Raw genomic sequence first — 22396 nt, 5'->3', positions numbered from 1 at the left:
ATCCTTCTATATTAAATTACAGGTTAATCACGTTGACGGTTAAATAAAGCATTTAGCACAATGGCGGTCAAGGTTGCGGTTCCAATGCCACCCAAATCAAAGCCGCCAATATGCAAGCTAAAATTACCGGTTCCCATAATCACAGTGACAGCAGCAATAATCAAATTACTATTTTTGCTAAAATCAACATGACTGTCAATCCAGATTTTTGCGCCAGCAATGGCAATTAACCCAAATACCACGATGGACGCGCCACCTAGTAACGCTGGTGGGATAGTTTGAATAATTGCACCGAATTTTGGTGACAATCCCAGTAATACCGCCACAATACCTGCCATCACAAATATGGTGGTACTATAAACTTTAGTTACCGCCATGACGCCAATATTTTCCGCATAAGTGGTCACGCCTGTACCGCCAAAGCCTGCTGAAAACGTGGTTGCTAAGCCATCAGCAAAAAACGCGCGCCCCATATAAGGCGTAACGTGCGACTTAGTCATACCCTCCACCGCCTTAAAATGTCCCAAGTTTTCGGCAATTAAAATAAAAGCCACTGGCGCAATTAAAATAATAGCACTCATCTCAAAACGTGGTGCGTGAATGCCCGGTAGACCAAACCATGAAGCGGCAGCTATGCCACTAAAATCAATGGGCACGCCAAAGCCGAGTACGTTGGTCATTACAAAATAAGCAACATAAGACAATATCATTCCAATCAAGAGCAATAAGCGTCTGAGCATACCCCGGGTAAAGACTGCCACACCACTAATAAGTAATACGGTTAATGCTGCCATCCATGCATCAAACTGATTGGCAGAAACCCCTTGAATAGTAACTGGCGCAAGGTTTAAACCGATAATCATCACAATCGCACCTGTCACAATCGGCGGCATTAAGCGCTCAATCCATCCCGTACCCGTCTTAATCACCAACAAGCCAACCAACGCATAAATGATACCGCAGACCATAATACCGCCCAATGCGACATTTAGGTTGGCATTAAAACCGACCCCTGCATAGGCAGTTACCGCAATAACGGGTCCTATAAAAGCAAAACTCGAACCCAAATAACTAGGCATCCGCCCACCAGTAATCATAAAAAATATGATTGTGCAGATACCAGACATCAAAATAGCTAAGTTTGGATCAAACCCCATTAATAAAGGCGCTAAGACAGTAGAGCCAAACATCGCAAAGGTATGTTGCATCCCAAGTAGCACACTTTTGCTAGGCGGCAAATACTCATTGATACCAACAGGATGACGATCAAGATCGCCTTGATAAGGACGCCACGTTGGAAACCAGCGTCCATTATCAAAGTCCGGATTATGAGCAAAGCGGACCGCATTTGATTCAGGGCTTGCACTTTGTTTGTTTAGAGGTTTTTGCTGTGACTGAGAGGGATGCTCTGATTGGGAGGTCATGCGCGCTATTCCTAAGTAATCTGAACCAGTGATAATAATAGAAGCTTAATCGCTAGCACAAGTTATAAAATAACCTGTTGAAAGGTAAATCACTATAAGATAAATGATGGATTTCTGGTGCTATAACTCTTGAATGGGAGTGACACTTTCTCTTCATCATTATCTTGTCTAGTCAGTTTGAGCCAGCAGTTATTGCTTTTATAGAATATCTATATTCTTCTAGATGTATGCTGTAAGATATGTTTTACTAAACACAGCGCCACATACCTATATTCAATATTTTTTATATCGACAATATCGTTTATGATATAAGCTGTATTACAGGATGTTACATAGAAGATGATGCCAGGCATCATAACGGAATTTAATAGTAAAAAATAGATATTATTTATCCATTATCTGCACAATTAGGTTTAAAAAACTTATAGATGATATCCAAAACCAAACAATTAGCAGTATGTATTCCTATCTATCATATTTGCTATATTGGCATTATATTTCTAAGCAATAGTATTCATGCTGACTCTATTTCACTCTATTTGGTAACTGATTATGATTAGTGTATTTGACTTATTTAAGATTGGTATTGGTCCATCAAGCTCACATACGGTCGGTCCAATGGTGGCAGCTAATTTGTTTTTAGCATCTCTTCATAAGCAAACAATATTGACAAAGGTAGCCGCCCTAGAAATTGAGCTATATGGTTCATTGGCGGCAACGGGTAAAGGTCATGCTACTGACACGGCTATTTTACTCGGCTTACTTGGTCACAAACCAAGCACCATTGATACCCGCTTAACGAGTCAGTATCTTTCACCTATTTTTTCTGATAAAACATTAAATCTCGCAGGTGAACATACCATCGCTTTTGATACCAAAAGTGACATTCACTGGTATGGTGAGACCGTACTACCATACCATCCCAATGCGATGACGATTCGTGTCACCTTAGCAGATGGTAATATTTATCAGCAGACCTACTATTCAGTAGGTGGCGGTTTTGTAATTAATGAAGAGGATGCGACCAACCCTGACGAAGATCATGCCACCCCTAATATTGATAGTATCCCTTATCCATTTAATACTGCCGCAGAGCTACTCCAGCAGTGTCGTCAGCATCGTTTGAGTATCAGTGAACTGGTATTGGCAAATGAATTACATTGTCGTAATGAAGATGATGTAAACGCTTACTTAGATTCTATTTGGGCGTCAATGCAAGATTGCGTAACTCGGGGCTGCCAAAATAGCGGTATTCTGCCTGGTGGTCTTGATGTCAAACGCCGCGCGCAAGCATTGTACTTACAGCTGTGTGCAGAAAAAGACCTGCCTAGTAGCCAAGAAGATAAGCTTGTGGCAATGGACTGGATTGACTTATATGCCCTAGCAGTTAATGAAGAAAATGCTAATGGTGGCAACGTCGTTACTGCGCCAACCAATGGAGCTGCCGGTATTATTCCTGCGGTCATGCATTATTACCGAGACTTTTTATCCAATTATAGTATTGAAGGGGCGCGTAAATATTTGCTTAATGCAACCGCAATTGGCAGCTTAATCAAGCAAAATGCTTCCATCTCTGGTGCAGAAGTTGGCTGTCAAGGTGAAGTCGGTTCTGCGTGTGCAATGGCTGCATCGGCTTTAGCTGAAATACTGGGCGGTGATCCGGCACAATGTCTTAATGCGGCTGAGATCGGTATTGAGCATAACTTAGGACTAACCTGCGATCCCGTAGGTGGTTTGGTGCAAGTGCCTTGTATCGAGCGAAACGCAATGGGCGCGGTAAAAGCTGTGAACGCCGCTCGTCTTGCCTGCCGAGGGGATGGTCAACACTTTGTCTCTTTTGATAAAGTTGTGGAAACCATGAAGCAAACTGGTGAAGACATGCTAGATATCTATAAAGAAACCTCACGTGGCGGCTTGGCTGTCTATGCTGATAACAGAATCCCTACTGCGACTCATGGCGTCAGCGTAAAATACAGTCAGTGCTAATTTATTACTATTGTTAAGCCTTCTCTAAGGGTGTCTTGATTTTAAAAATAATGCTAAAAATGAGATAAATTGCAGCTACACAAGGAAAATAGTCCAGACATTATCAGGTTATTAACCAGCAGTTTGGTAATATTTAGCTATTTTTAGCATATTTATTTACTTTCGTTCATATTAAAGAAATGACTTAATATAAGTAATCAGTAAATTTCCATATAAAAAGCCTCTAATTTATTAGAGGCTTTTTTTACTCACTGATAATTCCTAAAATAGGATTATGCAATAAACAAAGCTTATCATTAATCATCAAACGCTTAAAAGTTAATGCTTTTCACTTATTCTGCCGTTTTTGAAATAATTTTATTTAATATCCAAACTGGTTTAACAACGCCTGAAGTGGTATCAGCAACGGCTTCTTGACGCACATCTAGTACATAGCGGAAGTTTGGCTCGTAAGTAAAGCCTTGAATATTGCCAGTTAGAGTATTAAAGTTTCTTTGATAGGTTTGACGATATTGTAAACATTCTGCTTCAACTTTCATACCTGCGCTATCTGTCATTTCACATATGGCTTTACGGGGCGCAATCTCTACCTCAAGACTTGGAATGTTAATCACTTTAACAGTAACGGCTTGTCCTTCGACCACCATCGCCCGTTCATCAACCAAATCGGTAGTCGAACAACCTGCTAAGGTAAAAGTAGCTACTAACGCTGCCAATAATAATTTTTTCATTTTTTTATCCTCAATGACTGACAATTTAATTAATTTCCTTATTGAGGCTTTATACCAGTTATCAAAATAAATCGTCTTAATACTTTAGGTAATTTTATAATCATAAGCATTAAAATAATCATATTCAAAAACTAAGTTAAAGCCTTTTTATCTCAACTCATTGAGTATAGTCTGTGCAAAACCTATTGCTCTATAACTACTTTGTAAGTTAACGTCAGCTTTTGCAACCGTTGTTATTCTATCGTACCTCTCCGGCTTCATTTATCTGATAAAAATATTTAGGAAAATACTAATACTAAATACAAGGAACAAAGTAGCAGTAAGAGTTTTCACGCTAAAAAATTTTCCTATTAGCTACGATAATCGGCATTAATTTTGACATAATCATAAGACAAGTCGCACGTATAAACGATATCGCTTGCCTCACCACGAGCTAAATCAATATGAATGGTAATCTCAGGACGACTCATGACGTCATTGCCTGCAGCTTCTGTATAGTCAGAAGCCACACTGCCATTTTGACAAATCATCACCTCATTAAGCGAGACGTTGACTTGTTCAGTATCTAAATCTTCGACGCCTGCATAGCCTACCGCTGCAAGGATACGTCCCCAATTGGCATCGCTGGCAAAAAACGCAGTTTTGACGAGCGGTGAATGCGCCACAGCATAAGCCACAGCACAGCATTCTTGAGTGGTCTTTCCGCCTGTTACTTTAACGGTAATAAATTTTGTAGCGCCCTCGCCATCACGAACGATAAGCTGTGCTAAGCGTACAAAGACATCGGTTAAAGCAGCAAACAGGGGCTGATAATGCGGATGTTCTGGGCTATCAATCACGGACGCGTCTGCTTTTCCAGTAGCAATCAAAACGCAGCAGTCATTCGTTGAGGTATCGCCGTCAACCGTAATGCGGTTAAAGGATTGCTCATTGATTGCCGTCAGCATTTCTTGCAACAAATCAGGTGCAATATTGGCATCAGTAGCAACGTAACCAAGCATAGTTGCCATATTAGGGCGTATCATTCCTGAGCCTTTAGATATGCCTGTAACATGATAGTCAGTGCCGGTAACGCTAATTTTTTGACTGGCAACTTTCGGAATCGTATCTGTGGTGCGGATACCATTGGCAGCCGCAAGCCAATTATCAGCGCCTAAATTGCTTACAGCACTATCAAGCCCAGCTATTACCGCGTCACTATTTAACGGCTCACCGATAACCCCCGTAGAAAATGGCAATACGGTATTGGCATTCACACCTACTTTATCTGCTAAAGCCATACAAATCGCCTCAGCCCGCTTCAGACCATCTGCGCCCGTACCTGCATTGGCATTGCCCGTATTAATCACTAAATAGCGCGGAGCAGCTTCGGCAAAGTGGGCGCGCAAAACGCGAACCGGCGCGGCACAAAAGGCATTTTTAGTAGTGACGACGGCAGTTGACGCAGACTCGGCTATTTCAATCACGACCAAATCATCACGGTTGGGATAACGTACGCCTGCAGCGGTGGTACTGAGTCTAATACCATCAATGGCATAAATCGTTTCAGGTACTGCAACATTGCCAACAGCCATTATAAAATCCTTAATTTTTAGTTTTAAATGAATCTTTGAGAAACGTATAGGTAAAAATCACTAATGGTACAATAGATAATAAAAAAGCATTTTGCCAGTATTTATTCTTTATCCATTTAAAAAAGACACTGCTAAAATTACGATTGATTTAAGTCAAAAGCTGACCAAATGGGCGCATGGTCTGACGGCTTTTCCATTGCTCGCAGCTCATAGCTGATACCCGCACCAATGCAATGTGGCTTTAAATCGGGCGTGCAAAGAATATGGTCAATACGCAAGCCGCGCTTAGGCTCATCGTTAAAACCACGACTGCGGTAATCAAACCAGCTGTATAAATCTGAACTTTCTGGATAATGAAGACGATACGTATCAGTCAGCTCGCGCCCCATCAACTCTGAATACCATTCACGCTCTTCCGGTAAGAATGAAGTTTTTCTATTTTTTAACCAACGCTTAGCATTTACCTCACCGATACCTATATCGATATCTTCTGGGGCAATATTCATATCACCCATGATAATCAGCGAGCGACCTTCAGCTTTTAGCGTATTAATATACGTTATCAAATCGGCATAATACGCACGCTTCATCGGAAATTTGGTCGGATGATCTTGGCTTTCGCCTTGGGGAAAATAACCATTTAGCACATCAATCTCGCGCCCTTGCAACACATAACGCCCATGAATAAAGCGCCTTTGTGCATCCTCATCGTCATTAGGAAAACCTTTTTGCACAAAAATAGGGGCAACTTTAGACAATAACGCCACGCCATAATGCGCCTTTTGCCCAAAATACTCGACGTGATAACCCAAGTCTTCGACCATCTCAATCGGGAACTGATCATCATGGACTTTAGTTTCTTGCAAACCAATGATATCAGGATCGATGATGTCGCGTAAGGCTTCAAGTTGATGTGGGCGGGCGCGAATGCCATTGATATTAAAGCTAACAAAACGGCTCATGCATTATCCTATTGTTTTCAGTCAAAAGTTCATTGGGAATTAAAAATTAATGGAAGTAAATACAATTTATTAGAAAAAATCGCAAATAATCTGCTTAAAATGATGGTTTATTTTGCTATAGTTTGCCGATGATTGGTATGATTAATATTAGCATTGTATTATTTGTACTACATGAAGGTTTTATCCGGTAAAGTTACCATCCTTCTTAATTATTGCAGTACGCTTTATAACAACTTTAAATACTATTAACAGGTTATTTTATGTCTACCATCATTACGGAAAAACACACCTCTATACCTACAGCAACCTCTGCAGCAATTAAGCCTCTCTTTGCAGTCGATTATCACGTCTATATTAATCATACCGACGCTGGTGGTATAGTCTATCACGCTAATCATTTGGTGTTTTTTGAAAACTGCCGCCGCGATTGGTTTACAACTCTTGGTTTAAACACTTACTTTTTACAAACCGATGATGGGCAAATTCAGCACTTTGTGGTGAACCAAGTGGAGCTTCAGTATCGTAAAGCTATATTTCTAGATGAATTAATCAGTGTTCGTATTGATAAGATAGAGCTAAAGCCTGCTAGTATTGTATTTTATCAAAGTATCCATCGCAATTTCCCTGCTGATAGTGGCTTGCCTGATAATATGACTAACGCTAAAGCATCTCTATTAAGTAGTGCCAAAATCGTCATCGCCTGTGTGCAGAATCAAGCCAAAGGTCATGAATCATCAAATCAGTCAGCTGACAAAGCAGCACCAAGTGCTGCCCCTATCCGTCCTATCCGCGTACCAGAGCAACTACAAGATATCATTAAGCAGGCTATGACGCAGCAAAGCTTGCAGTCATAATCCGTTGTCGATGCCTAACTTTACCACCAGCCCATTATTGTCTTTTGACAATATTTGGGTGCATGGCAGTCACCACTTGCCTATAAATAAAGATAATAGCTTTTTCGGTATTAGTATCAATCGCTATAAAACACTAAATCAGCAATTAAAATCATCAATAGCTGCTCAAGATAATGACGCACCCTTGTTAATAAAAGCGGCTGGTGGTGAATTGTTATCAGGGCAGCTAACGTTACTAACGGGTCATTCCGGTAGTGGTAAATCTATATTACTTCGGGTGCTAGCAGGATTAGTACCTTATACCACAGGTGATGTTTGGCTTTGTGATAAATATAAGCGTCTAAATAGCCATGATATGCCGGCAACTCAATGGCGTGCCAAAGTAGCGCTACTGGCGCAGCATCCCCAGCTAGTAGAAGGTAGTGTGTTGGACAACTTGAAACTGCCCTACACCTTTCAAGCCCATCAACATCGCGTTTTTGATATTGACTGGCACGTTGAGCAGTTAACTTTATTGGGGCGTAATCAATCCCTGCTACACCTGTCAGCAGCGCACCTATCGGGTGGTGAACGTCAATTGGTTAATACCCTACGGCTGTTACAATTACAGCCGCAGATTTTACTGTTAGATGAGCCTACTGCAGCACTTGATGAAGAAACCGCGCATTATTTCATACGATGGCTAACACAGTGGTTAACGGCTGAGCCGAAGCGTGCCCTGCTTTGGGTTACACACGATACGAACGCCATTATGCCATTTACTAATAAACACTGGCTTATGCAATCAGGTGTCCTAACCGATATATCATTAAACGACATTCAATCCTAAATATATTAAGTCATAACCTTTTGTCCTATTCTTTCAACCTTCATCATCGTGAACGTAGCAGACGTATATTCTTTTTTAATTAATGATTACTGATTTCTAAATACTAACTTCTAAAAGCTGATAGCCCATAATGACTGACAAGCATGAGCTACAAATCTTACTAACTTATTGGGATGTGGTGCTTGCCAGCAGCCTAATATTGTTGGTGCTTGTCATTTCGTGGCGGTTGCGTTTACGCTTGACTTCAACACTATTGATGGCAGCAGTGCGTACCATTATTCAGCTTAGTTTTATTGGGCTAATACTGGCATGGATATTTGCTCGCGAGCAGTGGTACGAGGTTTTGATAATCTTGACTATCATGACCTTGATTGCGTCAAGCGCCGCTAAAAATCGGGTAAAATGGGGCTATAAAGGTCTATTAGTAGATACCTTTATTGCGGTCAGTGCGTCCGCTATTTTGGTAACTGGACTTGCTATTGGTATGATTTTACAAGTGCAGCCTTGGTATACGCCGCAATTTATTATTCCTATCTTGGGACTGATATTGGGTAACTCCCTCACCGCCATCTCTTTAACCAGTAATCAACTTATTAATGACATTCATGAACAACACGCTCGTATTGAGATGAGGTTGACATTATCAGCGACGCCATTTGAGGCGGTACATGATTCCATTCGTGCTGCTATTATTAATGGAATGACGCCCACGCTAAACTCAATGCTGGTGGTCGGCATTGTCAGCTTACCTGGAATGATGACGGGGCAAATACTGGCAGGCGCTGACCCGACTCAGGCGGTGCGTTATCAAATTGTCACTATGTTTTTAATTTGTGTGAGCAGTACGCTTGGCTGCACATTAAGCGCCTTACTCATTTATCGTCGGTTTTTTAATCGTGAGCAACAACTTATATTGCCTAATTGATATTCCCAGTTGGGTATTACTAATGATGGATGATTAATAACTGCTTATGGTTACATATAGTCATTCCACACTTAATTACTTTACCCACCGTTTTTGCTGAGGCATCTCATTCCCTAATCGTCTAGCTTTTTTAGCGTACTTTCACGTTCTATATTGGTATTATTTATATCAATTATCATTATGTTAAGATGACGCGCCTATTTTTAATACAATATTACTAGCTCTTAGGGAATCGACCATGACAGACAATAAACCTTGGCTTGAGCAATATCCGTCGAGTGTCCCTAAAACCATTGATCCTGATGCTTATAGCAGCTTGATTGCTTTATATGAAGAATGTTTTGACCGCTATCGTAGGCATCCTATCAGCATCTGCATGGGCGTGACGCATACTTATGATGATGTGGACAAAGCTTCGATTGCGATTGCGGCATGGCTACAAGCGCAAGGGCTACCGCTAGGCAGTATAGTGGCGCTGATGATGCCCAATGTGCCACAGTACCTCCCAATTATGATTGGTATTCTTCGCGCAGGCTATATCTGCACTCCCATTAATCCGCTGTATACCGGTCGTGAGCTACGCCACCAGTTAAACGATTCTGGTGCCAAAGTTATTTTTATTGTCGATAATTTTGCGCAAGCGCTCGAGCAAGTAGTCGATGAGACAGCAATCAAGCATATTGTACTCTCAAAAATGGGCGATATGATGGGACTCAAAGGCGTGATGGTCAATACGGTTATTCACCAGGTCAAGCGTTTAATACCTAAATACAAGCTCGACAGCCCAGCCCATGCTTTAACCAAATTTCCTGAAGTACTCAAAAAAGGCAAACAACTGCCTTTTATTCCACCAAAAACCACATTGCAGCAACAGGCTATCTTACAATACACGGGCGGTACAACAGGATTATCAAAGGGGGCGATATTGACCCAACGCAATGTTGTCGCCGCCGCGTTACAGTCTGAAGCTTGGTACCGTCCAGTCACTTCAGAAATAAATGAGGTGTATATCAATATGGTAATGGCGTTGCCGTTGTATCACATCTTCGCTTTTATGCTGACCTTATTAGGTATGCGTTCAGGCTATACTTTTATATTGGTACCCAATCCCCGTGATATGAACGGGTTTGTTAAGACTTTATCCAAACAACCGTTCCATATTTTTCCGGCTGTTAATACGATGTTTAAAGGCTTACTTGATCAGCCAAACTTTCAGCACCTTGATTTTAGCGCCTTACGAATCTCGCAAGCAGGCGGTATGGCAGCAACCGAACAAACTGCAGCGCGCTGGCTTAAAGTAACCGGCTGTCCTATGATTGAAGGCTGGGGTATGACTGAAGGCGTGGCTGGGGGTACTGCTAACATAGTCACTGACCGTAAGTTTAATGGCACTATCGGCATTCCTGTACCCAGCATAGACGTCATTATCATTGATGAAAATGATAGCCGCGTTGACCTCAACCAGCCGGGCGAGATGTGTATTAAGGGTCCAAATGTAACGGCAGGCTACTTCAATCAGGATAATAGTCACAGCTTTACCAAAGAAGGGTTTTTTCGTACTGGCGATATTGTCAGTATGGATAATAAGGGCTATATTACATTACTTGACCGCAAAAAAGACATGATATTGGTGTCTGGATTTAACGTCTTTCCTAATGAAATTGAAACCGTTATGCTTGATTGCCAAGGCATCATTGATTGTGCCGTTATCGGTATTCCGGATGATAATCAAGGAGAATCGGTGAAAATATACGTGATAAGAGAGGATAATAATCTAACAAAAGAAATCATCAAAACGTTTGCCCTTGACCATCTAACAGGCTATAAATGCCCACGCCATATTGAATTTGTTAATAGTCTACCAAAAACCAACATCGGTAAAGTTCTACGCCAGCAGTTACGTGATAAACATACAGCAGACCAAGCCTAACAGTAGCCCTTCACTAAGTACTGTAAAACAGAAAGAGCCTCTACTTTTATTAGGGTAGAGGCTCTTTTAGATTTCAGCGAAATCTAAAAAAATATAGTATATACCTTGTTCATAAGTTTCGATTAACTGATTTTATTAACCATAGACAGAGGCAAATGCTTCATGGCTTGCCCAACAATCGACCACGGCAAACTGGGTACACATGCTTCATTAACGCCTGCTTCAATCGCCGCGACAATTGACGCCGTACCAGTTTCTGCATCGACTTCGAATGGCAGCGGCTTGGCATTGGTATTAATTTCAGTACGAATATAGCCCGGATAAATAGTGGACACTTTAATAGGCAAATTATCCAAAATCATATCTGCACGAATGCCTTCTGCTAAATAAGCCAAGCCAGCTTTGCATGCGCCATAAGTGGTCATATGTTTCGGCAATCCACGCATCGCTGACATGCTCGATATCACCACTAAATGTCCACTATTTTGCGCCCGAAATATCGTCATGGCGGCTTCACATTGCGCTAATGCTGAGACAAAGTTGATCTCTGCGGTGCGACGGTTGGTCTCAAAACGACCTTTACCAATGCGGCGACTTTCACCTACCCCAGCATTCACCACCACCCGATCAATTTGACCAAAATCTTTAGCAAAGGCATTAAAGACATGAAAAACAGAAGCATAATCACTGACATCTAACGCCCGATATTCTATACGAATGTCCGGATGGCGCGCACTCAACTCTGCCTGTAATTGTGCTAAGCGCTCAGTACGACGGGCACAAATTGCCAGGTTATAGCCGAGCGTCGCGAACAAACGCGCCATACTCTCACCGAGCCCTGAGCTGGCACCCGTGATTAGCACCGTTTTACCGTGTCCCACTTGCTGCTTTAACAAACCTTTTAAATAGCGCGCTGGTTGAATGGCGCTATATACTTGCAGGCTACCTTGCTTAGCAGTTTGGGTGGCTCGTTCTATTAATTTATGTGGCATGGGCACTCCGTTATCGGTAACTACACAGGTCAATATTTCGATATGCATAGGGGAGGAAAAGCATAATACAAATGAAAAATAAAAAAATTGAAGTCGCATATTATAATAGATATTTGTCGATACCTAAATGGCGATTATGTATTAACTTTTATAGGTAGTCACGCAGTCAATTACCTATAAAAGTTAAATAGCTAATCAATGCTTAGTCACAAAGCGCTTGCCTTGTATAAATAGATGGCTATGCTCATTAAAAGATAAAAGTTGCGGAGTAGGCTGTTGTACATCGATAGCAGTAACGCCGGTATTGACTGAGCTTTTGGTCAGTTGATACGCCATTTGACTGCCTTGCTCTAACAAATGAGCAGTTATCGCTGAAATCACGCCCCCTGAGGTAAATACTAATACCGTACTGTCTTCTCCTAAGTGTGTTGATTCTGCTAATTGTGTACGCAAGCCCTCTAATGCTTGCTGGGCGCGCTGACTAAACGTAGGCCAGCTTTCCACATAATCCTCATCATGACCACCCGCATGCCAGCGCTGCATGGCTTGCCCGAACATCTCACCTAAGCGCATTAATGGCTGGTTGTCTCGCGCAAGTTCAGCGGCAATTTGCGCTTGTGTGCGTAAATGAGGCGTTGACTTCATAAACACATCTTCATGATTAAACTCATCAAACGCAGGCAACACATAATTGCTAGAAGTCGCCATATCAAATATAGGCAACTCACCACATCCCTCTAGCACTGGCTGATACTGCGACCAAAAATGCGCTGCTGAATCACGCTGGCGTACCAAGCTGCCACTAAAGATAGCATCAATACGGCGCTCTGCCCGCGCATAATGTTGCCCAAGCAGGCGTGCTTGCTCGCAACCTAAGTCTGAAAGCTGGTCGTAATTTGCTTGTCCAAACGATGCTTGACCGTGGCGCGCTAAGAGAATGGTTGTCATGATGGTATCCATTTGCTGATAATTTTAGGTAATAGTTATTTTTAATAAAATTTGCTTTATGTTCATTGACGTTATATTGACATTATAGTATGCCGGCGTCACTTAACGTGCGGAGCTTTTTTAAACTAAGATAGCCAATGTAAGACTTATCTTCCTGCTCTAATGCCCTGTCCGCTTCAGTATTTATCTCTACATTTGTGAGTGGTGTGATAATTAATCGTCCGCCAGTGAGTAAATCATTCACATTATAAATCTCATCAATATCGACTTGCTGCTTGTCATCAATATGAGACGCGGCATTAAAAGGCGTAGTTTTATCTTGAAAGCTATAGCGCTGATAAAACGTTGATTGCTTTGCTTGTTTAATAGCGTCCGCTTGAGTTGGCGCGACAATTAATAATTTATGATGAAGCTCTTCAAACTCGCCCGCCAAATAACCGCCTAAATTAATAAAGAACAGTTTCAATTCTTTCTCTGTATTAGAGTTTGGTGCTTCGGTGGTTGCCTGCCACTGAATACAGTGATTATCTACTATCGTTACTTGCCGATAAGCATCTAAATGCCACTTATTCTTAACCTCAGACCAATGGCTATTAATCGCTTCAACAAAGTCGCCAATCCGCTCCCCAACACCAAAATAGATATCATGCTGCTCAATCAAGCGCCCTTTTGGTCTCGCCCCAATTTTAATCATAAACAATGTCGGCATTCTAACTCCTTATTTTTGGCCTTATCCTTATCATTACAAAAAACCTCTGTGCTGTCTTTAGATGATACATTGAGCTTTATATATAAAATACTTTAGATTCTAGTTACATGCACACAGCAAAAAGACGTACCCATTAAGGACACGCCTTTTATAAAATCATACGGTCTTATGATAATAAGTCAATTTATGGCACGCTACTTTATGACACGTTATTTTAAAATATTAAAGCGACTGTTAAAATCCAAACGCGATAGCACCTCAGGTAACTTGTCCACTGCAATATTTAACGCTGACTCTGCCGCTTGTGATAAACCCAGCTTTTCTGCAAAGGTTGGCTTTTGGCGTGAATGTAAGGCATAAACGTCATGATTTTCCATAAGCTCTAGCAAGTAGCTGTCAGACGTTTGCAAGCGATCGACCAAATTTAAATGTACGGCATCTTCGCCATACCAGTGCTCGCCTGTCGCTACTTTATCTAAGTCCAGCATACCGCGATAACGATTAACGAAATGTTTGAAAAGCTCATGCGTTTGCTCAAGCTCTTCTTGATACTTGGCACGGTCTTCATCGTCATTTTCGCCAAATACAGTCACCGTGCGCTTATAATCGCCTGCGGTAAACATCTCATAATCGACATCATGATTTTTTAGCCATTTATGAAAGTTTGGCAATTGCGAGACCACACCAATAGAGCCGATAATCGCAAATGGCGCGGCAACGATATTATCTGCCACACACGCCATCATATATCCACCGCTGGCAGCGACTTTATCGACGCATACTGTTAGCTTAAGACCGGCATCCTTCAGTCGCGCCAACTGCGCTGCCGCTAGACCATAGCTGTGTACCAAGCCGCCACCAGACTCAAGACGAATAACGACTTCATCGCCTTTATTGGCGGTACTGATAAGCGTGCTAATCTCTTCACGCAAATGCTTGACAGCAGTGGCTTTCATATCGCCATCAAAATCAAGGACAAAGACTTGCGCAGATGTATCTCTACCTTTTCCTTTACGCTTACTTTTGGCTTTGGCATCTTTCTTATCTTGCTTGGCGAGCGCCTTTTTAAATTGCTTAAGGGCAGCCTTACCTTGCGTGGCTTCTACCAAATCCTGCTGGCGCTGCGCTTGGCTTTTATTTAAGTGCATGACTTTGAGTTCAACAGGGTTTTTGGGCGGATGAAAAAGCATAATCATAATTCCTTAAATACTTACTGTTATATATTAATTGACGACATTGTGTTTGTATTATCGCATTTGGCAATAGATAGGGTTATAAACGTGCGCTTAATATGCGCGCTTGTCGATTCACTTTCAAGCTTAGTTGTCATATTTAACCAATCACTTACATGACTGACTTATTAGGTCACAGCTTATCTACAGTTAATGACATTCTTAATGTAATATTGTCCTTATTTCCGAGCGCTTAATAAAGTGGCTGCAAGCGAACATCCTGCCTGAATGTGTTGGTGCGGTTGTATAATAAAAGCACTTTAGGCATAATATGCGTTTACATTTAATTTTCTGTAGCCTACGTGATGACCATTTGTTTACATCGCGTTGTCTGTGCTGTTTTTTTTGCTAATGACTCACCTTAGCAGTGAACGCTACGCATAGGGCTGCATGATTGACTTTTTGAATCGGGCTGATAACTGGACAACTATTATTATGACGAACAGCACTATGATGCAAAGTGAAACCACTCACAGCCAATACCGAGATGAATATTGCGGCGCGGTAACTGAAAGCTTACTTGAGCAAACCATTACTATCGTCGGCTGGGTACATCGTCGTCGCGATCACGGTGGCGTGATTTTCTTAGACATGCGCGACCGTGCAGGCATTCTGCAAGTGGTTGTCGATCCAGATACGCCAGAAGCGTTTGCCACTGCTGATGCCGTACGTCCAGAATATGTGCTAAAAATTACTGGTCGCGTTCGCCAACGCTACGCGGGCACTGAAAATGCCAATATGACCAGTGGTCAGATTGAGATATTAGGCAAAGAGATTGAAGTATTAGCAAAGTCTGAGACCCCGCCTTTCCCATTAAATGATGAGAAAACAACGGTATCAGAAGACTTGCGTTTAAAATATCGTTACCTTGATATGCGTCGTCCAGAAATGCAGGATCGCATGGTATTCCGTGCCAAAGCCACCTCAGCAATTCGTCGTTATTTAGATGACCATGGCTTTCTAGATGTTGAAACGCCTATATTAACCCGTGCTACGCCAGAAGGTGCGCGTGATTATCTCGTGCCATCACGTACGCGTCCGGGTAACTTCTTTGCGCTCCCGCAGTCGCCACAGCTGTTTAAACAATTATTGATGGTTGCTGGTTTTGATCGTTATTATCAAATCGCTAAGTGCTTCCGAGATGAAGATTTACGTGCAGATCGCCAGCCTGAATTTACCCAAGTGGATATTGAGACTTCCTTCTTAAATGAAGAAGAAATCATGAATATCAACGAAGGTTTGATCAAGCACGTCTTTAAGACGATGATGAATATTGAGTTTGAACAGTTCCCGCGTATGACCTACGCTGAAGCGATGCGTGACTATGCGTCAGACAAGCCTGACTTACGTATTCCGCTTAAATTGATTGATGTTGCTGACTTAATGCAAGCGGTTGATTTTAAAGTATTCTCAGGTCCTGCGAACGATCCAAAAGGTCGCGTTGCTGCTCTACGTATTCCTGGTGGTAGCTCATTAAGCCGTAAGCAAATCGACGAATATACCAAATTCGTTGGTATTTATGGCGCACGTGGTTTGGCTTATATTAAAGTTAACGACGCGAGCAACATCAATAACGGCGTTGATAAAGAGTCTGGTCTACAGTCGCCAATCATCAAGAATATGACTGACGACGTACTGGCTAGCCTAGTTGAACGCACCGGCGCAGAAGATGGCGATATTATCTTCTTTGGTGCCGATAAAGCTCGTGTTGTTAATGATGCAATGGGCGCGCTACGTCAAAAAATTGGTTTAGATTTAGAGATGACCACCTGCGAGTGGGCACCACTTTGGGTTACCGACTTCCCAATGTTTGAAGAAACTGACGATGGTAAATGGACATCAATGCATCATCCATTTACTAAGCCAAAAGGCTCAGTTGCCGAGTTAAAAGAAAGCCCAGCAACTGCCCTATCTATTGCTTATGATATGGTACTAAACGGTACTGAAGTGGGCGGTGGTAGCTTACGTATCAATACCCTTGAGATGCAAACGGCTGTATTTGAAGCACTTGGTATCGATGAACAGGAAGCCGAAGACAAGTTCAGCTTCTTACTTGATGCCCTAAAATATGGTGCGCCACCGCATGGTGGTTTGGCTTTTGGTTTAGACCGTTTAATTATGTTGATGGTAGGCGCAGACTCTATTCGTGATGTCATCGCTTTCCCAAAAACCAAAACTGCTGAGTGTCCACTAACTCAAGCGCCTGCCGAGGTTGATACCAAGCAGCTGCGTGAATTGGGTATTCGTGTCCGCGAAAAAGTACAGGCTGATACTAATAAACCTACTGAATAAAGCAAACCTGCTGAACAAGTAGTCTAACGATGTGCAGATATTTTTTACTATCTGACTCATTGCGCCATGACTTATATGCCCGTGATTGATATGCCCTTTACGAGCATATCAATCACAAATATGTGAGTGATTATGAATCCATATGAAATATTTAAATTCGTGCCACTGTCTGTCTTGCAGACGCTGGCACGTTTTGCTGCGTGGGTTATTGTAAAGTTCCCAAACTTAAGTATCATGCGCACCATTAATATTAATTTGCAACTGGTTGCTCAGACGTTAACAGATACGCAAAAACAAGCGTTGGTTAAAAGTATTGTGCAAAATCAATGCTTAAGCAGTGTTGAATCTATTAAAAGTTGGGCGATGTCGCCTAAATGGAGCATCGCTCAAATTCGTGATGTTCATCATAAAGAAATCCTATTAGAAGGGCTTGCCAATCCTAACGGAATGCTCGCCATCGTACCGCACTTAGGAACATGGGAGATGATGAATGCGTGGCTTAATCAATTTGGCGCGCCAACCATCATGTATAAGCCTGTTAAAGGCGATATTACCAATAACTTTATATTACAAGGACGGGCACGGCTAAATGCTACCTTAGTCCCGACTGATGGTAGCGGTGTGAAAGCAGTATTTAAAACCCTTAAGCAAGGTGGCTTTAGCATCGTACTACCCGACCATGTACCCGAACCATCAGGTGGCGTCGTGGTACCATTTTTTGGTATTGAAACGCTCACCAGTACCCTTGCTTCCAAGTTAGCAAGCAAAACAAAGTGTGCTTTGGTAGGTCTGTCTTGTATTCGACGTGATGACGGACAGGGATTTGATATTTATTGCTATCAATTAAACGATCCGGCGCTATATGACCGTAATGTGTCTATCTCTACCTATGCCTTAAATCAGGCAATGGAACAGATGATTCAAGCAAATTTCAGTCATTATATGTGGGGTTATCGGCGTTTTAAACATATACCTTATTTAAACGACCCGTATCGCGCAGACCCTGCAACACTTGATACGTTTATCCGTACCCAGTATTCTTCTAACAATTATATGGACGGTGATGTTCATAGCATTCACGATGAAAACGTTAAAGATTGAGCATTCATGATTGCAACATACAAATAAGACGGTTTACGCTAAGATAAACGAGTAACTTTACTTTTATCAATACTAATACGAGCGCATCATGGCAATTGACGCAACTGGAAATTCATCTTCTTCTGTCCTAGAAACAGACATTAATGTGCCTGAACAGCGCTATATTATTTGTATGAAGTGGGGTGATAAATACGGTGCCGAGTATGTTAACCGTCTATATAATATGGTCAGTCGTCATTTAACCTTAGATTTTCAAATGGTCTGCTTAACCGATGACAGTGTTGGTATTGATGCTGCGGTACAGTGCTACCCTATACCGGAACTTAATCTACCAGCAGGACCAGAACGAGGCTGGAAAAAACTCACCACCTTTAAACCAGAATTATATGATTTAAAAGGTGTCGCATTATTTTTAGATATTGATATCGTTATTGTAGATAACATCGATGCGTTTTTTACTTATCAAACTGAGCACGACGATAGCGTGGTGATTATCCGTGATTGGAAAAAACCGTGGCGTATGATCGGTAACAGCTCGGTTTATCGTTTTAATATTGGTATGGGTACATATCCTGATTTGCTAGCAAATTTTGAGCGCAACTTTGAAACCATTCGCACTCAAGTTCGCCATGAGCAGGCGTACTTGTCCAACTATCTGCGTGAACATCATCATTTAGAATATTGGGATAAAACGTGGTGTGTCAGCTTTAAATACCAATGTATGGCGCCTACTCCATTAAATTTCGTACGCGCGCCTTATCTGCCTGAAGGGGCAAAAATCGTCATTTTTCACGGAGAAATTAATCCACCCGATGCCATTCGTGGAGGCGGCGGAAAATGGTATCGTCATGTCAAACCAAGCCCTTGGTTACAAGATTATTGGCAGTAACACCCTTCATAAATAGGCGTTAATATCTGTTGTTTAGGCTTATTGCAACCCTGTAGAAAACAATCACTGACTAAATCGGATTATAATATGGTGCTAAATCTGGCATTACCTCCTACCGCTGATTTTGTTATTAACGATCAGCTGATTACTATTAAAGCGTTTAATGCCAGTGAAGCACAACAGAATCTACATGGGCAAGCCGTTAATATTATTGCCTCCGGTCCTTCAATTTCTGAATTATCATTTTCAATGCTGCAAGATACTGCTACTATTTTTATCAATGGCAGTATTAGCCTTATTGGTCAACATGATTTCACTAGAGTAGTAGGTTATGTGATTAGTGATGATCGCTTTATCAATCATCAACCTGAGATTTTACAGACCTACTATAAAGGGCAGCCTTTATATGCTACTTTAGCAGTGTTCGAGGCAATGGTAATCACGCACCCCGAAATCATGTGCACTTATTATGATTCAATGCGCATCTTATACCCAGTTGATAGACCCTGGGGCGTCAAATCAAACCAATCTTTATTAAGTAAGTTGACCTTTAAAAATAAATGGCTGCATAGAAGAAAGCCATTATCTTGTTTTACAGATGATGACCATTTTATAATTGATGCAAGTCATAAGCCTGCTGCCATTGGTGTATCACTTGATATTACTCATGGATTTGTAGAGGCGGGAACGGTTGCCTATGTAGCAATGCAATTGGCATTTGCTCGTCAAGCAAGTGCTATTCATTTGTACGGTATTGACTTACTAAACAGCAGCCAGCCACGATTTTATGAAAGCGCTAGCAATAGCGCACCAAGTAAACTCGACAAAGCAGTTCATGAGCGTATTGTGCCATCCTTTGATTTATTGGCTAAAGTCTATAAATCGCACGGCGTATCAGTTATCAACCATTCCCCTATTTCTCAATCTCTTTTTAATTTTAATTAATGATCTTTTAATTAGTATCATTCTTTATTGATAATAAAAAATCTAAATACTGTTGAGCAATAATAATGGGTGACAATTGCTGCTTAAGAGGTACATTGTAAGTGTCTGGACACACTACAGCCTCATCTATTAGAACTGACAATCCGTCGATATCACCAACATCAACTAGGTTTTTCTTGGGTAACAACTCTCTTGGACCAAATGGGCAGTCGGTGCTAATCACCGGTACATTCAATGCTTGCGCTTCAACGATAACGTAGCCAAACCCTTCAAATTTTGAGCTTAATATCAGCAATGCAGCATTAGCAATAAGAGGATAAGGATTGTTTTGAAATCCCAAAAATTTGATATCGTTATTAATACTTAATTCACATGCCAGCTGTTTAATTTCTTCTTCAAGTCGCCCTTTACCGACCAAAATTAATGGCAGCTTACGCTGTGTTTTAGCATAAGCGTGCAGCAAGTCTCGATGACCTTTCATACTGTCAAATGAACCAACATGAATGATATAGCTTTTATTAGTCAAGCCAAATTCTTTAAGAGAAAAAGGCTGGCTTGCCAATTTTTGGATTTGATTCACATCACAGGGGTTATAGATCTTCGTTACTTTATCAGAATTACCGATAAGAGCTAACAAGTCTTGACGCGCGCCATCACTCACACAGCTACAAGGATGAGCGCGATAAACTATTTTTAAATGTTTAATCATCTGTTTAGGAGTGCTCTTTAAATCCTCTTCAAACTGTCTGGATAACGCGGTATGTAAGACATTTACGATATTAGGCAACTGACTATATGCCATAATCCAATTGACTTTGTAGATATTCGCCAGAATTAGTTCAGGCATTCCTATATTCTTAAGCACATAGTTATCGATGCGCCCTGCAACTTGTTTATAAGTCGCTGCCTGCTCCATTTCTGTATCCAATAACGGCTCATTATAATGCACGATATGGTAATGTACGCGAGGGTCTAAGCGCATATCCTTTGTGTCCTCTAAACACAATACATGCACATCATAGCTCATCTCAATATAAGCACGCGCTAATGTCGTGACCATGCGTTCTGCACCGCGCCCTTCCAGTGCTTTTAAGATGAATAAGATAATGGGTGGATTCATAAGATTCTTAATATATTTAGTAAGTTCTAAAGATAAATACTGAGCATCAGTAGATTAATGTCATAATATTTGTCAAACTACTTCACTGAACTACTCCATGCAACAATTCAATATAATTATCTTTATGAGCAAGGCTTTAATGATATGACAACATCTTCAGGATGGCAGCGTCAGCTTATTTTATTATTTAAGAGTGAAAAAACACTTAATGCTAAAGCAATTATTAATAGATTTACTGAAAAAAGTATTGATGAGATGAAGGCTTCGATTATTACTCCCTCAATGTGCAATCCTATGGCTATAACTAATAAGCCTCGCACAAAGGATTTAAAAGAGCATTTGGATAACTTAAAGCATCAATTTATTGAACAGTCGGAACTGTGTTTTTATCATGCGAACTTAATTGTATTACTACGTCGAGGCTACAAAACGGATGAGACCTTTGCTGAATTTGAGAATCTATGGAATACAGAAACAGATTATTTATTAAATCATTTATCGCTACGATGGATTATTTCAGCTTGTGATACGTTTATTGATCAGACAAATGATAGGGTTAGAGCTGCTATTTTGTTGAATGTCTCCACTCTCATGAATACGCTCAGAGTTTACGAAACCAAAAATTTTTTACAGTTTGATTCTGACTCTATACCCTTAGTCGATGACAACATAGAAGCACTTTATCGCAGTGACCTTCCTTTATACAATGGCTTAACCTATTTTCGTATCGGTTCCGACGACACTTTAAAAAATATGCGTAACCGTTATGAAAGTTTTTCTCACTCTGATAAGCTAGCAACGTCTATATTATTGAACGTTTTTGATAAGCTGCAAAGTAATGATAGTGCCTTTGCTACTATGCGCGCATTACACAAAGACGAAAAATCTAAATGGTGGTCAGACTCACTTTAAGTTTTTGAACCATCTTACTTGTTTTTAATTTATTGAGTGAC

At 41.2% G+C, this 22396-nt stretch carries 19 protein-coding genes; 10 read left to right on the top strand and 9 right to left on the bottom strand.

Going from position 1 to position 22396, the window contains the following annotated elements:
• Window positions 1–23 precede the first annotated feature (23 nt).
• On the bottom strand, window positions 24–1424 hold the full coding sequence (locus H2245_RS05830) for a solute carrier family 23 protein (RefSeq protein ID WP_182406445.1): 1401 nt from the start codon (window positions 1422–1424) through the stop codon (window positions 24–26).
• A 552-nt stretch (window positions 1425–1976) separates the two neighbouring features.
• Here H2245_RS05830 and H2245_RS05825 point away from each other — a divergent pair.
• On the top strand, window positions 1977–3410 hold the full coding sequence (locus tag H2245_RS05825; RefSeq protein WP_182406444.1) for an L-serine ammonia-lyase: 1434 nt from the start codon (window positions 1977–1979) through the stop codon (window positions 3408–3410).
• A gap of 332 nt (window positions 3411–3742) precedes the next feature.
• Here the strand turns inward: H2245_RS05825 and H2245_RS05820 are convergent, their stop codons facing one another.
• The 3 genes from H2245_RS05820 to xthA form a co-directional block, all read right to left on the bottom strand.
• Window positions 3743–4141, bottom strand: coding sequence for a DUF4377 domain-containing protein (locus tag H2245_RS05820; protein WP_182406443.1), 399 nt, complete (start codon window positions 4139–4141; stop codon window positions 3743–3745).
• A 350-nt stretch (window positions 4142–4491) separates the two neighbouring features.
• Complete coding sequence (gene argJ / locus H2245_RS05815) at window positions 4492–5715, bottom strand: bifunctional glutamate N-acetyltransferase/amino-acid acetyltransferase ArgJ (RefSeq protein ID WP_182406442.1); 1224 nt, start codon at window positions 5713–5715, stop codon at window positions 4492–4494.
• 137 nt (window positions 5716–5852) lie between these two features.
• Window positions 5853–6677, bottom strand: coding sequence for an exodeoxyribonuclease III (gene xthA, locus H2245_RS05810; RefSeq protein WP_182406441.1), 825 nt, complete (start codon window positions 6675–6677; stop codon window positions 5853–5855).
• Window positions 6678–6937: 260 nt separating this feature from the next.
• Here xthA and H2245_RS05805 point away from each other — a divergent pair, with 260 nt between their 5' ends.
• The 4 genes from H2245_RS05805 (at window position 6938) to H2245_RS05790 (ending at window position 11215) form a co-directional block, all read left to right on the top strand.
• On the top strand, window positions 6938–7531 hold the full coding sequence (locus H2245_RS05805; RefSeq protein WP_182406440.1) for a hotdog domain-containing protein: 594 nt from the start codon (window positions 6938–6940) through the stop codon (window positions 7529–7531).
• Between the two features lie 10 nt (window positions 7532–7541).
• Complete coding sequence (locus H2245_RS05800) at window positions 7542–8360, top strand: ATP-binding cassette domain-containing protein (protein WP_182406439.1); 819 nt, start codon at window positions 7542–7544, stop codon at window positions 8358–8360.
• Window positions 8361–8490: 130 nt separating this feature from the next.
• Window positions 8491–9285 carry an ABC transporter permease gene (locus tag H2245_RS05795; protein ID WP_182406438.1) on the top strand — a complete coding sequence of 265 codons (795 nt, stop codon included), beginning with the start codon at window positions 8491–8493 and terminating at the stop codon, window positions 9283–9285.
• 238 nt (window positions 9286–9523) lie between these two features.
• Entirely contained in the window at window positions 9524–11215 is a 1692-nt protein-coding gene (locus H2245_RS05790) for an AMP-binding protein (protein WP_182406437.1), read from the top strand.
• A gap of 122 nt (window positions 11216–11337) precedes the next feature.
• Here H2245_RS05790 and H2245_RS05785 read toward each other — a convergent pair whose 3' ends face one another.
• From H2245_RS05785 to sohB, 4 genes are all read right to left on the bottom strand, one after another.
• On the bottom strand, window positions 11338–12207 hold the full coding sequence (locus H2245_RS05785) for an SDR family oxidoreductase (RefSeq protein ID WP_182406436.1): 870 nt from the start codon (window positions 12205–12207) through the stop codon (window positions 11338–11340).
• Window positions 12208–12402: 195 nt separating this feature from the next.
• Window positions 12403–13155: a histidine phosphatase family protein gene (locus H2245_RS05780; protein WP_182406435.1), complete on the bottom strand. Its 753-nt coding sequence runs from the start codon at window positions 13153–13155 to the stop codon at window positions 12403–12405.
• Between the two features lie 82 nt (window positions 13156–13237).
• Complete coding sequence (locus H2245_RS05775) at window positions 13238–13864, bottom strand: DUF1543 domain-containing protein (RefSeq protein WP_182406434.1); 627 nt, start codon at window positions 13862–13864, stop codon at window positions 13238–13240.
• Window positions 13865–14073: 209 nt separating this feature from the next.
• Window positions 14074–15054 carry a protease SohB gene (gene sohB / locus H2245_RS05770; protein ID WP_182406433.1) on the bottom strand — a complete coding sequence of 327 codons (981 nt, stop codon included), beginning with the start codon at window positions 15052–15054 and terminating at the stop codon, window positions 14074–14076.
• Between the two features lie 477 nt (window positions 15055–15531).
• On the opposite strand from sohB, the gene aspS reads away from it, so the two are divergent.
• The 4 genes from aspS to H2245_RS05750 all read left to right on the top strand — a co-directional run bounded on the left by aspS (window position 15532) and on the right by H2245_RS05750 (window position 20323).
• A complete protein-coding gene (gene aspS, locus H2245_RS05765) occupies window positions 15532–17388 on the top strand; it encodes an aspartate--tRNA ligase (protein ID WP_259365100.1) in 1857 nt (618 codons plus the stop codon).
• Window positions 17389–17520: 132 nt separating this feature from the next.
• Window positions 17521–18489 carry a lysophospholipid acyltransferase family protein gene (locus H2245_RS05760; RefSeq protein WP_182406432.1) on the top strand — a complete coding sequence of 323 codons (969 nt, stop codon included), beginning with the start codon at window positions 17521–17523 and terminating at the stop codon, window positions 18487–18489.
• Between the two features lie 172 nt (window positions 18490–18661).
• A complete protein-coding gene (locus H2245_RS05755) occupies window positions 18662–19378 on the top strand; it encodes a glycosyltransferase (RefSeq protein WP_259365119.1) in 717 nt (238 codons plus the stop codon).
• An 87-nt stretch (window positions 19379–19465) separates the two neighbouring features.
• The gene (locus H2245_RS05750; protein WP_182406431.1) at window positions 19466–20323 is read left to right on the top strand and encodes a hypothetical protein; all 858 of its coding nucleotides are present in this window, start codon (window positions 19466–19468) and stop codon (window positions 20321–20323) included.
• Between the two features lie 7 nt (window positions 20324–20330).
• Here H2245_RS05750 and H2245_RS05745 read toward each other — a convergent pair whose 3' ends face one another.
• Window positions 20331–21443, bottom strand: a complete 1113-nt coding sequence (locus tag H2245_RS05745; protein ID WP_182406430.1) for a glycosyltransferase — start codon at window positions 21441–21443, stop codon at window positions 20331–20333.
• Window positions 21444–21587: 144 nt separating this feature from the next.
• Between H2245_RS05745 and H2245_RS05740 the strand changes: the two genes are divergently transcribed.
• Window positions 21588–22355 carry a hypothetical protein gene (locus H2245_RS05740; protein WP_182406429.1) on the top strand — a complete coding sequence of 256 codons (768 nt, stop codon included), beginning with the start codon at window positions 21588–21590 and terminating at the stop codon, window positions 22353–22355.
• The last annotated feature ends 41 nt before the right edge of the window (window positions 22356–22396 follow it).

Origin of the sequence: Psychrobacter sp. GP33 (genome assembly GCF_014119005.1) — a bacterium.
GTDB lineage: Bacteria > Pseudomonadota > Gammaproteobacteria > Pseudomonadales > Moraxellaceae > Psychrobacter.
This window is presented reverse-complemented; position numbering and strand designations above follow the sequence as displayed.

Coding starts and splice junctions, on each gene's coding strand:
- H2245_RS05790 (WP_182406437.1), top strand. CDS start 9,524: ATGACAGACAATAAACCTTGGCTTGAGCAATATCCGTCGAGTGTCCCT.
- H2245_RS05825 (WP_182406444.1), top strand. CDS start 1,977: ATGATTAGTGTATTTGACTTATTTAAGATTGGTATTGGTCCATCAAGC.
- argJ (WP_182406442.1), bottom strand. CDS start 5,715: ATGGCTGTTGGCAATGTTGCAGTACCTGAAACGATTTATGCCATTGAT.
- H2245_RS05755 (WP_259365119.1), top strand. CDS start 18,662: ATGAAGTGGGGTGATAAATACGGTGCCGAGTATGTTAACCGTCTATAT.
- H2245_RS05775 (WP_182406434.1), bottom strand. CDS start 13,864: ATGCCGACATTGTTTATGATTAAAATTGGGGCGAGACCAAAAGGGCGC.
- H2245_RS05760 (WP_182406432.1), top strand. CDS start 17,521: ATGAATCCATATGAAATATTTAAATTCGTGCCACTGTCTGTCTTGCAG.
- H2245_RS05795 (WP_182406438.1), top strand. CDS start 8,491: ATGACTGACAAGCATGAGCTACAAATCTTACTAACTTATTGGGATGTG.
- H2245_RS05805 (WP_182406440.1), top strand. CDS start 6,938: ATGTCTACCATCATTACGGAAAAACACACCTCTATACCTACAGCAACC.
- xthA (WP_182406441.1), bottom strand. CDS start 6,677: ATGAGCCGTTTTGTTAGCTTTAATATCAATGGCATTCGCGCCCGCCCA.
- H2245_RS05780 (WP_182406435.1), bottom strand. CDS start 13,155: ATGACAACCATTCTCTTAGCGCGCCACGGTCAAGCATCGTTTGGACAA.
- H2245_RS05820 (WP_182406443.1), bottom strand. CDS start 4,141: ATGAAAAAATTATTATTGGCAGCGTTAGTAGCTACTTTTACCTTAGCA.
- H2245_RS05750 (WP_182406431.1), top strand. CDS start 19,466: ATGGTGCTAAATCTGGCATTACCTCCTACCGCTGATTTTGTTATTAAC.
- H2245_RS05830 (WP_182406445.1), bottom strand. CDS start 1,424: ATGACCTCCCAATCAGAGCATCCCTCTCAGTCACAGCAAAAACCTCTA.
- H2245_RS05800 (WP_182406439.1), top strand. CDS start 7,542: ATGCCTAACTTTACCACCAGCCCATTATTGTCTTTTGACAATATTTGG.
- aspS (WP_259365100.1), top strand. CDS start 15,532: ATGACGAACAGCACTATGATGCAAAGTGAAACCACTCACAGCCAATAC.
- H2245_RS05740 (WP_182406429.1), top strand. CDS start 21,588: ATGACAACATCTTCAGGATGGCAGCGTCAGCTTATTTTATTATTTAAG.
- sohB (WP_182406433.1), bottom strand. CDS start 15,054: ATGCTTTTTCATCCGCCCAAAAACCCTGTTGAACTCAAAGTCATGCAC.
- H2245_RS05745 (WP_182406430.1), bottom strand. CDS start 21,443: ATGAATCCACCCATTATCTTATTCATCTTAAAAGCACTGGAAGGGCGC.
- H2245_RS05785 (WP_182406436.1), bottom strand. CDS start 12,207: ATGCCACATAAATTAATAGAACGAGCCACCCAAACTGCTAAGCAAGGT.